Source organism: Cohnella lubricantis (assembly GCF_014212015.1).
GTDB classification, from domain to species: Bacteria; Bacillota; Bacilli; order Paenibacillales; family Paenibacillaceae; genus Cohnella; species Cohnella lubricantis.
In genome coordinates this window covers 24,846-39,285 of record NZ_JACJVN010000040.1, presented here as the reverse complement: position 1 = coordinate 39,285, position 14,440 = coordinate 24,846, and the positions used below count along the sequence as shown (strand labels likewise).

Below are 14,440 nucleotides of genomic sequence, written 5' to 3'. Positions count from 1 at the left end.
TTTCTATTATGCGATAAACACCTTTTCAATCCGTTTTTTTTCAATTCTATCTTTTATTTTAAGCAAAGGCGCCATTAATTCATCGTGATTGAATGGTTTTAATATATAGTCAAATACGCCTAGTTGTAATGCCTTCCTTGCATAGTCGAATTCGCTATGGCCGGTCACCAAGACAATTGCGATGTGGGGATGTTTATCGTTGAGATGTTCAATAAGCTCCAAACCGCTCATGAAGGGCATGTTTATATCAACGAGAGCGATGTCTGGCTTATAACCATCAATCTTCTCCAATGCATCAAGACCGTTCTTTGCTTCGCAACAAATTTCAAATCCGTATTGTTCCCATTCCACTGATTTGATTAGATACTGCCTATATAGAGGCTCATCATCAACAACTATGATTTTTAGCATTTTTTCAGCCTCCTACCTTATAAGGGATAACAATGGTTATCGTTGTGCCTTTACCTAATTCGCTTTCGATATTCAGCCCGTATCCTTCACCATAAAACAATTTAATTCTTTCATCTACACTTCGTAATCCAAAGGATTCTACTGAGGCAGGGGAAGTTTTATTATTCAATATTTGTTTAACTTTTTCTTCGGATATTCCAACACCGTCATCAATAACCATTATGATTATGTTCTCGTTTTTGATGAACCCTTCAATTCGTATTTTTCCGAAGCTGCCTTTTGTTTTCAGTCCATGGTATATCGAATTTTCGACTAAAGGTTGCAAGATTAATTTTAGAATTTTGTTGTTTTTGATTTCATCCTGCACTTTAATTTCGAAATCAAAAACGTCAAAATACCTAAATTTTTGTATGTTTAAATAATCATTCACATTCTTAATCTCTTCCTCGATCGTAATGATTTCTTTTCCCTTACTTAAAGCTACCCTATAGAAGTCCGCAAGGGATTTAGTTGCTATTTGTGCATCTGTTGCTCCCGCCATGCCACTAAGCATGTATATCAATTCAAGAGAGTTGTATAGAAAATGAGGTTTTATCTGAGCCTGAATAAGAGCCAATTCATACTCCCGCAACTTTTTTTGTTCCTGCTTGGATTTATCAAGAAGATCCTTAATTCTTTTCACCATAATATTAAATTCAAGCGCTAGTCTTCCGGTTTCATCCCTTGATTTTATATAGAATATAACGTCGAGATTACCGCGCTTGATTTCATCCATTTTAATCAGTAATTTCACGAGCGGTTTTGCAATTATGGCAGATAGGATCGTTGCAAAAAATAAGGCAAGTAACAAACATGTTATGCCTAAAACGACAACGACCCAGGTGTTTTTATCAATGTCCGCCGTTAGTTCCTGGATAGGAATGACACAGACAAGTTTCCAACCTAAATACTGTAAAGAGGTAGATGCAACCAGAGTATCCTTTCCATTGTTATTTTTAATCTCACTAAAGTTTCCTTTAGATAAAATGAGCTTCTTCAAACTCGGGTTAGTAAACGGTTTCAATATGTCGTCTTTATTTTGGGACGATACAATATTTCCTTGCTCATTTAATATGAAATAACTAGTTGTACTCGCTGGTCCAACACTGTTGTACACATCAGAAAGCGATTTTTCCTTAACATTTAATACGAGCATTCCGAGTTTTTTGCCGCTTCGGGGGTCAATAACTCTTTTTGCAATAGTCAATACCGGAGCATTAATATCCGAAACTAAATAGTTCCGAACCTGCATGGGGAACAATATATTCTCTGAACTGCTTCGATCGACTCTCCTATAAATTTCGCTTTTTAAAGTCTCGTCTAAATTGGTTACCATTTTGTCAGTAGAAGAAAATATATTCGAATTGGAATCTACGAAGGCTGCAGATTCCACATCTGGGAAAGTAATCTTAATGAGACTCAATTCATTCTCAATCTTCCCTCGCATTTCAAACAGCGATACGCTGGTGTTCCCGTAATTTAAATTCTTTTGAATTTGACTTATGAGATTCAGAGTCGTTACGTTGGCACAATTTTGCGCATTGGTAATGATTGTATTGATTCTAGTGACGATTAAGGTGGAGTTATCGGTGACATTTTTCACCGTCTTTTGAATAATCGAGTGAGAAAATATGCTGTTTGATATATAACCAAGAACGAATAATGGAATAACGACGAGCGGGATATATATTAATATGATTTTATTCCTGATCTTCTGATTCCGAAACCATTGCTTAATCATTATGTTCACAATCCTTTAGCTAGGATAAGGAGCGGAAAACCATGAATATTTCTTAGTATAAAGCAATGGATAAATTGATGTCATCTTAGCTTATTCAGGATGACGTTCAAATTACCAAAAGGTATCGGATATTACATTTTCGTAAAATATGCCCCTTGCTATTATAAAGATAAGCAAGTGCAACAAAATAATAAATAGGGGGAACAACGGTGAAGAAAACTTCTTTAAGGTCGTTAGCTCTTCTGGTTGTGTCGATTATGTTCGTGTCTATGATGGCTGCCTGTGGCACTAACTCGAACAATAACGAGAATTCGAGCAGTTCCGAGGCGACTGAAACCGCTTCCGCTAGCGCATCTGCTTCTGAGTCGGCTTCAGCATCTCCTGCCGAGGAAGTAAAACTCAAGATGTTCGTACACTATACTTCCGATGACGAGAAAGCTCAATTCGACTATGCAATGGCAGAAATGAAAAAGATTATGCCGAATGTTACATTGGATATAGACGTTATGCCTCAAGATAGCGGTGCAAAGTTGAAGACGTATTTTGCAACAGGAAGCTTGCCTGACATATTTGAAGTATCCACATCGGACATTGCTACGGGAATCGCTTCGAACAATATTATTCCTTTGGACGATTACATCAATAAGTTTAATCTCGCAGATCAACTTTCTCCTACGGGCGTGTCATTGTTGAGTCAACAAGACGGACATACATGGGGCATGCCGGCTGCAAATACGAACTTTGCCGTGATTTTTGTTAACAAGACTTTGTTCGAACAAGCAGGAGCGAAAATTCCTGAGAACTACCAGGAGCTGCTTGACGCCGGCAAAAAACTTATAGAACAAGGGACTGTGCCGCTCGGAATTTGGTTAAAAGAAACTTGGCCTGCACTGCAACTCTTTGATATGGCTGCGATCCCCGAGAATCCAAAAGGCATGACTGATCTAGACATTAATGGGACCGCTAAAGGCTCGGATCCGGCTTTCGTCAATGCGGCTAACAAGATTCAGGAGTTGGCTAAAGAAGGACTTATTTCTAAAGATGCCTTTACGTATGATTACAACTCAGCAGTCGCTGATTTTGAAAGTGGAAAAACAGCAATGTTGATGGTCGGGAACTGGATGACGCAGGAAATAGGCGATAAGCTCGGAGATGGGAATGTAGCGGTTCTTCTTCCCGATGTTTTCGCTGACGCCGCAAATGTTCAAGCTGTTAAGGATGCAGGCGTAATCAGCGGCGGCGGCTTTATTGGCGGATATGCTGTATCGGCAAATAGCAAACATAAGGAGATTGCCGCTGAATACGCTGTTCAGCTTGCTCTGAAGAATGCCGAGGGAAGAACCGTTAAGACAGGCGAATTCAACACCTTGTTTAAGAACCCCCCTGCTTCTGAGAAGCCAGAGAATGCATTGCAGAAAGAAGTGTCCAGTATTCTGACGACAGTGAAATCTACGACCGCTATGGGATGGGCTTTCCAAGATAATAAAATTCAAACGGACCTTGGGGGCGAAGTGCAAAAACTGTATTCCGGAGTATACAAGCCTGAGGAATTTGCTAAGAACGTCGATGCAATCCTTGAGAAGTATAGAAAATAATTAAATATCAAAGTACGAGTAGTCGCCTCAGGTAGCTTATCCTGATTTCACGGATAACGACCTGAGGCGAATTAATACTCGAAGCATTCTAGAAGGGCTGAGGAGGCTTTATATGCATAGCTTTTTGAATAGAAAATCCGCAATATTCGTCTTTGTGTTTCCATTTCTAGCCCTATACACAGCGATTATGGCTTATCCAATATTCCAAGTCTTTGTCAAAAGCTTTTATGAATGGGATGGAATAACCTCTCCGATTTTTTCAGGCTTGGATAACTATAGAAACATGTTGAAGGATTCCGACTTTATTCCGGCAGTTAAGAACGGTTTGATCTTTGCTGCAGTCATTTTGGTCTACCAACAAGTAGTGGCATCGATTCTTGCCTTTATATTCACATCGAGAAATTTGAAGCTCAGAGGCAGCAAGTTTTTTAAAACAAGCTTTTTTGTGCCGGTCGTACTTTCTGTCACGGTTGTAGGGCAATTATGGGTTCAGTTATTCAATTATGACCATGGACTGGTAAATAATTTGCTGGGAATTTTTGGGGATGATTTTAGGCAGGCATTTCTATCTGATCCTAGAAAAGCAATCTACGCAGTTGCCTTCACGAATGGCTGGCAGTTTATGGGCATGATGTTCGTGTTTATCTATGCTGCGATTAAATCAATCCCTGAGCAATATTTTGAAGCTGCAATTATTGATGGAGCTTCTCCCTTCACGTTGCATCGTAAGATTACACTACCAATGTTGCAAGAGACCTATAAGTTCACATTAGTTATGTCGATTACAGGGGGACTAAAAGCATTCGATAACATGTTTGTTATGACAGGCGGCGGTCCCGGCGGGTCCACGATGACATTATCCTATATGATGTTCAAATCCGCATTTCAGAAAGGTGAATTCGGATATGGATGTGCATCTGCTGTTGTGCTGCTATTAGAATGCTTATTAGCCACTTTGATCATTAATAAATTTATTGCTAGAGATAGAATTGTGTATTAATTGAGGGGGAGTCAGCTTGACGTTAAATCTTAAAACGAGTTTATGGAAGCCTGTCATTTACATTGTTATTTGCTTTTTCTCTCTGGCATCCATTTATCCGCTCATTTGGATGGGACTAAATTCGTTGAAAAATAATGAGGAGATTTTCTCAACGAATGTATATGGGCTTCCAACTCATTTTCGCATTGAGAATTATGTAAACGCAGTGACGCAATTCAATATTCTCTCGTTTTTTAAGAATAGTGCTATTGTTGCTGTTGTAACCGTAATATTCACCATATTGATGGCTGTCATGTTTGCATATGCCACTGCCAGGATGAGATGGAGATTATCCAATATAGCCAGAATTTATGGGATATTGGGCATGTTTATCCCGGTACAGATGATCATTATTCCGCTTGTCATAATCGTAAGGGATTTTCACATTCAACATTCTCTGCTTGCAATCATTATCCCTTATATTGCTTTCAATCTCTCCTTCACATCCATGGTTTTTTACGCTTATCTCAGGTCGATTCCTTTTGAGATGGAGGAATCGGCTGCGATAGACGGTGCAAACATTTTCACAACATTCTTTAGGATTATTCTGCCTTTGGTTTCTCCCGCGATGGCGACGACCGCGATCTTTATTTTCTTGAACTCATGGAATGAGCTGTTTACCGCGCTGGTAGTCATCTCAGATAATGCTTTGAAGACATTGCCGCTTGGACTGATCTACTTTCAGGGTCAGTTCGCAACAGACTGGGGAGCATCTTCGGCAGCGTTGACAATATCCAGCGTACCGCCGATCATTATGTATTTGATTTTCAATAGGCAGGTTGAAAGCGCACTGACGGTCGGATCTGCTGTAAAAGGGTAATAATTGCAAAAGCTTTAATAAAATAAAGATTAAGGTGAGTTGCAATGAGACAATTGAGAGTAATTAACGAGAACAACCTTTATTTTGTGCTGGGTGTAACTGAATCCGACGATGTTCGACTTCTTCACCTGTCTTCAACCCCACCTGATGTGATCTTGAAGGATGAGAAGCAACAGAAGCGGGCTAGGTTGGTAGAGGTTCATGTGACGGGAGAAAACCAGAATGATCATCATGGCTCGAAGCATACAGGAAGTATGCCCGGAGGACGGTTGAAGTATAAGAATTTCAAGGATGATAGAAATCAATATGGACGGAAATTGGAAATCACACTGCAGGATGATGGATTAATCGTGACTAGCCACTTGCAGTTCTACGATAATGTACAGGTTGTCAGATCATGGACGGTGGTTGAAAATATCGGGGGTGAGAGCAAAGGGCTGGAGTATATTTCCTCCTTTGCTTTAACTGGGATCTGCCATCAAAGGCAGTCAGGCTGGGAGAATGAAGGCCATCTCTATATTCCTCACAATACTTGGTATGGCGAGGCTCAATGGAAGAAACAAAGTATGGCTGGGCTCGGTATGTATCAAGTTAATGATTTCTCGATGAAGCGAGTTGCATTGAGCAGCTCCGGAACTTGGCCTTGTTCTGAATACTTGCCAATGGGATGTTATGAGAGTACAGACGGTGGACGAGCAATCATGTGGCAAATCGAGAATAACGGAGCATGGCACTGGGAAATAAGCGATATCGCCAATCAATTATATTTGCAATTAAGCGGGCCAACGGAACGAGAGAGTCATTGGTGGAAATTGTTGAGGCCGGGAGAGGCGTTCGAAACGGCATCTGCGGCCATCGCATTTGTTAACGGCGGCTTCGATGAAGCTGTTGGAGAATTGACCAAATACAGAAGGAAAATCAGAAGAAATCACATCGATAACGAAAAGCTGCCAGTCATATTTAATGATTATATGAACTGCCTATTTGGCGACCCAACGACTGAAAAATTGATCCCGCTGATCGATGCTGCGGCCGAAACAGGCTGCGAATACTTCTGCATCGATGCAGGGTGGTACTCGGATGGAGAATGGTGGGATGGAGTAGGTGAATGGCTTCCTTCTACAGCTCGTTTTCCAGGAGGCATTCAGGAGCCGCTGAACTATATTAGAAAAAAAGGAATGATCCCGGGGCTGTGGCTGGAACTTGAGGTTATGGGCATGAACTGCCCGTTGGTAAATGTAGTGTCCGATGAATGGTTCTTTAAACGGCATGGAAAGCCTGTTATCGATCATGGAAGATACCAGCTTGACTTCAGAAATCCTGAAGTCGTCCAACATGCTGATCGTGTCATCGAACGGCTTGTGAAAGATTATGGCGTGGGTTATATCAAGATGGATTACAACATTGATGCAGGATTTGGGACGGAAGTCGGAGCTGACAGCTTCGGAGATGGTTTACTGCAGCATAATCGGGCGTATTTAATATGGCTGGATAGCATCTTTGACAGATATCCTGATTTGGTGATTGAGAATTGCGGTAGCGGCGGGATGAGAATGGAGTATTCCCTTCTTAGCCGGCATAGTATTCAATCGGTAACAGACCAGACGGATTATCGCAGAATGGCCGCTATCGCGGCGGCTTCTCCTTCAGCCGTAACACCGGAACAAGCAGCAATATGGTCTTATCCGTTAAAGGAAGGGGATAAAGAAGAGGTCATATTTAATATGGTCAATTCCTTGCTTCTGCGGATTCATCAGAGCGGGCATTTGGCTGAGATATCGAATGAAAGATTGACCCTCGTTAAAGAAGGTATTAGTTGTTATAAAGAAATTCGAAACGACATTCGATCGTCGTTACCATTTTGGCCATTGGGGTTACCAACTTTCACTGATGAGTGGATTTCGTTAGGGCTCAGTTGTGATTACAAACTATATTTGGCTGTTTGGAGATTGAATGGAACGAATTCTGATGTGAACATACCGATAAAACACGCATATGGGAAGAAATCGGCTGTAAGGTGCATTTATCCGCAAGAGCAGCGTTGCTCGTATAAATGGGATGAAGCAAACTCCTGCCTTAATGTACGGTTAGAGAATCATAACGCCAGACTTTTTGAAATATATCTATCAGACCTAGAGGGATGAGAGATATGGGTGAGATGAGGTATGTTCACTAGAATTCGAATGAAGATTTTTCTGGCTATGGCCATGACGACCGCATTGCCACTGGCAATCCTATCCGGCATTGTAATTTATCAAGTCAATCTGCAGATTGAGAAGGACAAGTTATACGCCGAGAATCGCATCAAGCAAGATTTGAGACGCCAAATTGAGGAATTCGCTGATTCCTTGAGCGGCACCGCTTATCGAATTTATTCCAATCCAAACTTAATCGAGAGCATCGCTTATGGCAAGGAGTTTCTGTCGGACAGCCGAACGTACGATACAGTGATGGATATTCGGGAATTCTTTCTAAGTGTTTATAACCAATCGCCTGTGCAAACGGTATTAGGCATGTATTTGATCCGTAACGACGAGGACGAGACGCTTGGAAATTTTTTCCCGAATTTATATCCCCGGTTGGATCCTGCCTACTTGCGTTCCTTGCATCGCGCGATGGGAGCCGGCGGACAGCGGCCTCTCATGCGAATCGTGGAGCAATCACCTTATGACGAACCCATTTTTCAATTCCTGTATCCGGTAAAATTTCGAGGCAATCCTGCGGGACTGCTCGCGATCGATATACCCGAGCAGGATTTCCGAGACAAAGTTGAAATCTACAATCCATTCTATCGAGGGCAGGTGTTAATTACTGATGTTACAGGCACCATTGTTTACGCCACGGATTCAGGGCGAATTGGACAGACGATAGACAAGCGGGAGAACGGACGTCATTCAGTATCCATCTCTCAATCGTTAAGCGACGGTTCGTTGACGATCGATTACACCTACCAGATTGACCCTTCACAATTATTCTACCGTTCGATAGCCTATATCGTTATCCTTGTGGCGGGACTGCTCGCGCTCGGCATCTCCTTGGGGTTAAGTTTCAACATCACCAAGCCCATTGTTCAGATGTATCGGAGTATGGCGCGAATTAATAAAGGGGACTACAATGCGCGAGTTGAAGTGAGAACGAGAGACGAGATCGGCTTCTTGGGCAACCAGTTCAACCGGATGGCGGAGACGATCCAACAATTGATTGAGCACGATTTCAAGCTGCGCTTAATGAACCAAGAATCGCAAATCAAGGCTTTGCAAGCCCAAATATCTCCTCATTTTCTCTTTAATACGCTTCAGATGATGGCAGGAATAGCCGGAGTGAACAAGGTTCCAGATTTGAAGTTGATCTGTCAATCGCTTAGCCAGATGTATAGATACAACATGAATATTCAGAATGAATGGGTGCGTCTTCGAGATGAGGTCATGCACATCCGGCATTATCTCGTCATCATCAACAAGAGATTCCCCAATAGTATTCGATACCGTATGGACCTGCAAGCCGGATCGTTAGACGCGAGAATTCCGAGGTTGATATTGCAACCGATTGTGGAGAATGCAGTCGAGCACGGATTAGCGCCGAGCTTACACCCACGGAAGCTGCTGAAGTTGTCTGCAAGGATTGATCCGGACCAGAAGATGCTGTATCTAAGTGTATTGGATAACGGGAAGGGAATGGAATCGTCCAAACTGAAGGATATCGAACGGCTCCTGCGTGTAGATCAGCTTCAGAAGGCAGAGGGAACGATCGGTCTATACAATGTACATGCCCGCATCCGGCTAATCTGCGGGGAAACTTATGGAATAGAGATTAAGAGCCGACAGGGCGTCGGTACTCAAGTCATTTACCGTCTGCCAATCGAAGAGGTGAGTACGGGATGAAGATTTTGATTGTAGATGACGAATCGACGGTTCACGACCAACTCGCTGCGATCATACCGTGGAAGGAGCTCGGCTGGGCGATTGTCGGACATGCGTATAATGGCGAAGAAGCAAAGCGATTAACAGAGGTGCATCGCCCGAATTTGATTATAACGGACATTCGAATGCCTTTGACGGATGGGTTGGAATTCATGTCATGGTTGGAATATTCTGAATTATTCATTAAAATCATCGTTCTTAGCGGATACGGGGAATTTGAGTATTCGCGCCAGGCTTTCAAACGGGGTGCTTATGATTATTTGTTGAAGCCTATTCAAGAATCAGAACTGTTAATCGCTTTGGGGAAAGCAGTCGAACAGATACGTGAGGATTCCCGCTTCCGGACGGATCGGCTGCAAGAGAAGGCCGTTCTTGCTGAAGGACTTCTGCTCAAGCAAGATGAATTCCTGACTCAGATCATCGGAGGCCATATTAAAGATGAGAACGAGATGCATGTTCAAGCTCAGCGCCTGCTTCTCTCGCTACCGGAAGAAGGATCCACAGTTGTAGTTGTGCGCTTCGTTCACTTTGACGACCAGGTTGAAGAGAGATTCGAAGGGGATCGCCCTTCTTTCTACTACGCAGCACGCAAAGCCATCTCCGAATTGATGGGAGCCACATCGATTGTATTCCGCAATTTGTACCAAGCTAATGAATACGTCATATTCATATCTCTATTGGAATCGAATGCTCGGGAATCCATACTTCGCAGGCTACAGCGCTCGTTGGCCTCTAACTTGAAGATGCCCTCGCAGATCGGAGTTAGCTTGTTCAAACAGCGTGCGGCTAAGTTGTCCTCCGCCTACATGGAGGCTCAGCATGCTCTGGAATCTCTTCGGGTATCGGAGGAAGGAGAGATTGCGGTTTTTGATCCGGGTTCAAGACCATATCTTCGCAGATCTTCACCGGTCGAAGCGGAGTGGAAGGAGATCGGATTTCTCTTCGATATGCTTGCGGAGGGAGGATCTCTTCGGGACAAAGGCAAATTATTGACGCATATTCAATCAGCGTTCCAGGAGGACATGCTAGCCGAAGCCACCATATCCGAATGGAAGAAAGCCGTTGCTGAATTCGTCCATAAACTTGAACAACAGCCTATGAACGAGGAGATGCGCACGGCTCTGAATGAAGCTCGTACTTCCTTGCGAGCGCTTCGATTCCAACGCACCATGGAGTCGCTGTTAAGCTGGATGGAAGATTATATTGCTATCCAGGAAGAGGCGGGCAAGGGCAAAAGCGGCAAAACATTGATAGACGCGATTCAGAAATACATAGCGGAAAATTATCGCACCATGTCTCTTGAGCAGATCTCGGAGCGGTTCCATCTGAACAAAAACTACTTCTGTACATTGTTCAAGAATGCTACCGGGCAGAGTTTCATGGAGTATGTGATCGGGATACGCATGGAGCAAGCAATGAAGCTGTTAAGAGAAAGCACGCTTCGAACTTATGAAATCGCGGATGCCGTCGGTTATACCGATCAAAGGTACTTCAGCCAAGTCTTTCGAAAATACACGGGGTTGCAGCCAACTCAATATCGTATGGCATTGTCGAATAAAATAAAGCGATCTTAATATGTTCCACATCGTTGTGAAGATTCAATCATTACGGCGGCTCGGCCCTCCACGATAAAATTGAAATGAAAACGCAACCATTCTTTGGAGAGGGGTTTCACTGTGAAAAAGAGATTCGTCAAATGGTCTTCTGGCTTGATGGGAGCGCTTCTTCTGGCATCCGCATTGAGCGCCTGCGGAAGCAATAACGGCAAGGAGACGGAGTCTTCGTCATCGCTTGGCGGGTCGGAATCGGCGTCGGCTGCTCTAGATGCGGCCACAAGTCCGGTGACCTTGAAGTTCTGGTCAGCGCTTGATCCGAGTACCGATCAAGGCAAGGCGATCCAGCAGAAAGTCAAGGAATTCGATGACAGCCACGACAACATTAATGTAGATTTGCAGGTGCTCTCGTATGATGTCATGCACGATAAGCTAATCGCCGCCATTAATGCGGGCGACGCTCCGGATTTGAGCTGGGGGCTTAGCGAATGGTTCGGCGAGTTCAACAAACTGGAAGCACTCGCCGATTTGACCGATTCGTTTAACGCTTGGTCTGACAAGGACAAAATCTATCCGAATGTTGTCGAAGCGCTGACGGTAGACGGCAAGTTGAAGGCGTTGCCAAATTATCTCGGGATTCGGGCTCTTCTCTATCACGAGAATATTCTGGAGGAGGCGGGATTGAGCGCGCCGCCCAAAACGTGGGATGAGCTATTAAACAACGCGCAACTCGTTAAGGACAAAACGGGTAAAGAAATATTCGGCATTGCAGGCGCCGGTGTTCGCTCCCCTCAGGAGTTGATCATGTATCTGGCTCAGAATGGCGTCTCTCTTGCCGAGAAGCAAGCCGACGGCAAGTACAAGAATACCTGGCAGGACAATCAAGACCAATTGGCCAAGGCATCCGAAGTATTCCAATTCTACCAGGACCTTCTTGATAAGGGGGCCATTAAGCCGGACGCAAAGACTTGGGGATGGGAGGAAGAAGATCAGAACTTTGTTCTCGGCCAATATGCAATGGTCGTGGACGGAACGTGGATCGAAGGACGCGCATCCGAGAATCCGGAGGGAATGAAGGATGTGAAGATTGCCCCTCCGATCTATAAAGGCAGTCCGGCTACTTTCATGGAGATCGCGCCTTTGTTCGTTTACAAGTCGAAGCACCCGCAAGAGGCGTTCGAGTTCGCCTCCTTCTTAATGGGCGCGGATTATCAGAAGGCGGTCAATCCTTCAGCTGCCCCGCGAACCGATGTAGTTGATGGTGGATGGGGCAAAGACTTTATGGCGCTAGCGTCGCAAGGTGTTGTCTTCCCGCCGGTATCGTTGGGTGGAATCACGCAAGCAATGGAAGATTCGCTTGCCCGCGTCATGCTGAAGAAGGAGAAGCCTGAAGACGTCGCCAAGCAGTTATCGGCCGCGATTAATGACAGCCTGAAGAATTCGGGAGAGCTCAGCGGAAGCTGATTTTTCCGAACGACGGCAAGCATGGACGGAGTCGCATTCCGATTCCATGCTTGCCTTCTTATTCGGATAAGGGGTGAACTACTGTGCTGACACTCAAAGAGAAAAGAATACGGCGGCTGGCGATCGGATTTATTCTCCCCGCTCTGCTGTTCTTCCTGCTCCTTAATGCCTACCCGCTTGGGCAAGTACTATGGGATAGCTTTCAGATCAAAAACCTACTCAACAAAGCGGTCGATGGTTTCGCCGGTCTTCAAAATTACAAGGAGGTTTTACGATCGGAGTATTTTCCGACGGCGCTGCGCAACACGGTCGTATGGACCGTTATATCCGTAGCTGGAGAATACCTTCTCGGTATCGCCTCCGCGGTGGCGCTTAACCAGCGAGTGAAGGGACGTACGCTCTTTCGGGCGATGATCATCGTTCCATGGGTCGTGCCGATTGTGATAGCAGGCATGACCTGGACGTGGATGCTCACGCCGGATTATGGCATTCTTAACATCTGGATGGTGGAGCTCGGTATCATCGATAAACCATATTATTGGCTCGGTGAACTGAACACCGCCTTACTGACTGTGACCTTCGTTAATATTTGGCGTAGTTTTCCATTCTACACCATTAGCCTCCTTGCGGGACTACAGTCGGTCTCTCGAGATATTATCGAGGCCGCGGCCATCGATGGCGCTGGGGTTCGTCGCCGCTTCTGGCACATCGTGTTGCCACAGCTGCGCACCGTCTCGCTTACGATTATCTTCATTCATATTATCTGGACAGCTATCAATTTCGACTTTATCTGGGTAATGACTGAAGGAGGTCCGCTTCATGCTTCAGAGACGTTGCCTATTATGATCTACCGTTATGCCATGCAAGAATATAACTTCGGTCAAGCATCTTCTCTGGCTTCGATGATGCTCAGCTTTATGGCTATCTGCATTGCGCTCTACTATTTCGCTTCGTCTAGAAGACAGCGGGGGTGACTCCACCATGCTGATAAGCAAACGTAAAAGACAATTGCTAACCGTTATAACTTACGTCGTTCTGGCTGGCTTCGCCGTGTATTGTATGCTTCCATTCCTGTGGATGCTGGTCACTTCAATCAAACCGACTGACCAGATTCGAACGCTTCATCCGACCTTCCTGGTTAGGAAAATGACCTTTGCCCATTTCGATAATGTACTGAATAATTCGGCCTTCCTAACCTTCTTCAAGAATAGTCTTCTCGTTGCGTCAATTACAACTGTTATATCGCTCTTGATCTCCATCTTCGCGGGATATTCCCTGAGTCGATACCTTCGATTCAAGGGAGTGAGGTTGTTTGGAGTGGCCATGATGCTGTCGCAGATGATCCCGGGCGTGTTGCTGCTCATTCCGCTGTATCTGACGATGAAACAACTATCGTTGATCAACACTTATGGGTCATTGATCTTGGCTTATACGACCTTCGCGGTTCCACTCTGTACATTTATGATGAAAGGCTTCTTCGATACGATTCCGAGCGAGATGGAAGAATCGGCGGAACTCGACGGCTGTTCGACTGTTGGCATCATCTTTAAGATTCTGCTTCCCGTTAGCTTGCCTAGCCTTATCTCGACTTCGCTGTTTGCCTTCCTGAATGCATGGAACGAGTACATGTTCGGTTTCGTATTCATCAACGACGAGGCGCATCGTACGTTGACGCCTGGAGTGAGTCTCTTCAAGGGACTGTATCAAACTGACTGGGGCAGTATGATGGCAGCATCCGTTCTTAGTGTTCTTCCGATCGTCGTTATATTTGTGTTCCTGCAACGCTACTTGGTCGAGGGCATGACGGCCGGGGCCGTAAAAGGCTAAGGCGAAGCATGATGGATAAGTCGAAGTGCGC

The 14,440-nt window shown here is 44.6% G+C and carries 11 protein-coding genes; 9 read left to right on the top strand and 2 right to left on the bottom strand.

Annotation, left to right across the window (positions count from 1 at the left end; all coding sequences use genetic code 11):
• Nucleotides 1-6 precede the first annotated feature (6 nt).
• Together H4Q31_RS11425 and H4Q31_RS11420 are read right to left on the bottom strand one after the other, a co-directional pair.
• A complete protein-coding gene (locus H4Q31_RS11425) occupies nt 7-411 on the bottom strand; it encodes a response regulator (RefSeq protein WP_185179210.1) in 405 nt (134 codons plus the stop codon).
• A 4-nt stretch (nt 412-415) separates the two neighbouring features.
• Nucleotides 416-2,191 (bottom strand): sensor histidine kinase, encoded by a 1,776-nt coding sequence (locus H4Q31_RS11420; protein WP_185179209.1) that lies wholly within the window; start codon nt 2,189-2,191, stop codon nt 416-418.
• Nucleotides 2,192-2,400: 209 nt separating this feature from the next.
• Between H4Q31_RS11420 and H4Q31_RS11415 the strand changes: the two genes are divergently transcribed.
• From H4Q31_RS11415 to H4Q31_RS11375, 9 genes are all read left to right on the top strand, one after another.
• A complete protein-coding gene (locus H4Q31_RS11415; protein ID WP_185179208.1) occupies nt 2,401-3,786 on the top strand; it encodes an ABC transporter substrate-binding protein in 1,386 nt (461 codons plus the stop codon).
• A 112-nt stretch (nt 3,787-3,898) separates the two neighbouring features.
• Entirely contained in the window at nt 3,899-4,786 is an 888-nt protein-coding gene (locus tag H4Q31_RS11410; RefSeq protein ID WP_185179207.1) for a carbohydrate ABC transporter permease, read from the top strand.
• Nucleotides 4,787-4,802: 16 nt separating this feature from the next.
• Complete coding sequence (locus tag H4Q31_RS11405; protein WP_245347511.1) at nt 4,803-5,645, top strand: carbohydrate ABC transporter permease; 843 nt, start codon at nt 4,803-4,805, stop codon at nt 5,643-5,645.
• Between the two features lie 44 nt (nt 5,646-5,689).
• Nucleotides 5,690-7,789, top strand: coding sequence for a glycoside hydrolase family 36 protein (locus H4Q31_RS11400; RefSeq protein WP_185179206.1), 2,100 nt, complete (start codon nt 5,690-5,692; stop codon nt 7,787-7,789).
• Between the two features lie 57 nt (nt 7,790-7,846).
• Complete coding sequence (locus H4Q31_RS11395; RefSeq protein ID WP_185179205.1) at nt 7,847-9,526, top strand: sensor histidine kinase; 1,680 nt, start codon at nt 7,847-7,849, stop codon at nt 9,524-9,526.
• Nucleotides 9,523-11,139, top strand: coding sequence for a response regulator (locus H4Q31_RS11390; protein ID WP_185179204.1), 1,617 nt, complete (start codon nt 9,523-9,525; stop codon nt 11,137-11,139). The genes H4Q31_RS11395 and H4Q31_RS11390 overlap by 4 nt, the downstream gene beginning before the upstream one ends.
• 102 nt (nt 11,140-11,241) lie before the next feature.
• Nucleotides 11,242-12,582, top strand: a complete 1,341-nt coding sequence (locus H4Q31_RS11385; RefSeq protein ID WP_311771725.1) for an ABC transporter substrate-binding protein — start codon at nt 11,242-11,244, stop codon at nt 12,580-12,582.
• 83 nt (nt 12,583-12,665) lie between these two features.
• On the top strand, nt 12,666-13,556 hold the full coding sequence (locus H4Q31_RS11380; RefSeq protein WP_185179203.1) for a carbohydrate ABC transporter permease: 891 nt from the start codon (nt 12,666-12,668) through the stop codon (nt 13,554-13,556).
• 7 nt (nt 13,557-13,563) lie between these two features.
• On the top strand, nt 13,564-14,409 hold the full coding sequence (locus H4Q31_RS11375; RefSeq protein ID WP_185179202.1) for a carbohydrate ABC transporter permease: 846 nt from the start codon (nt 13,564-13,566) through the stop codon (nt 14,407-14,409).
• Nucleotides 14,410-14,440: the final 31 nt, after the last annotated feature.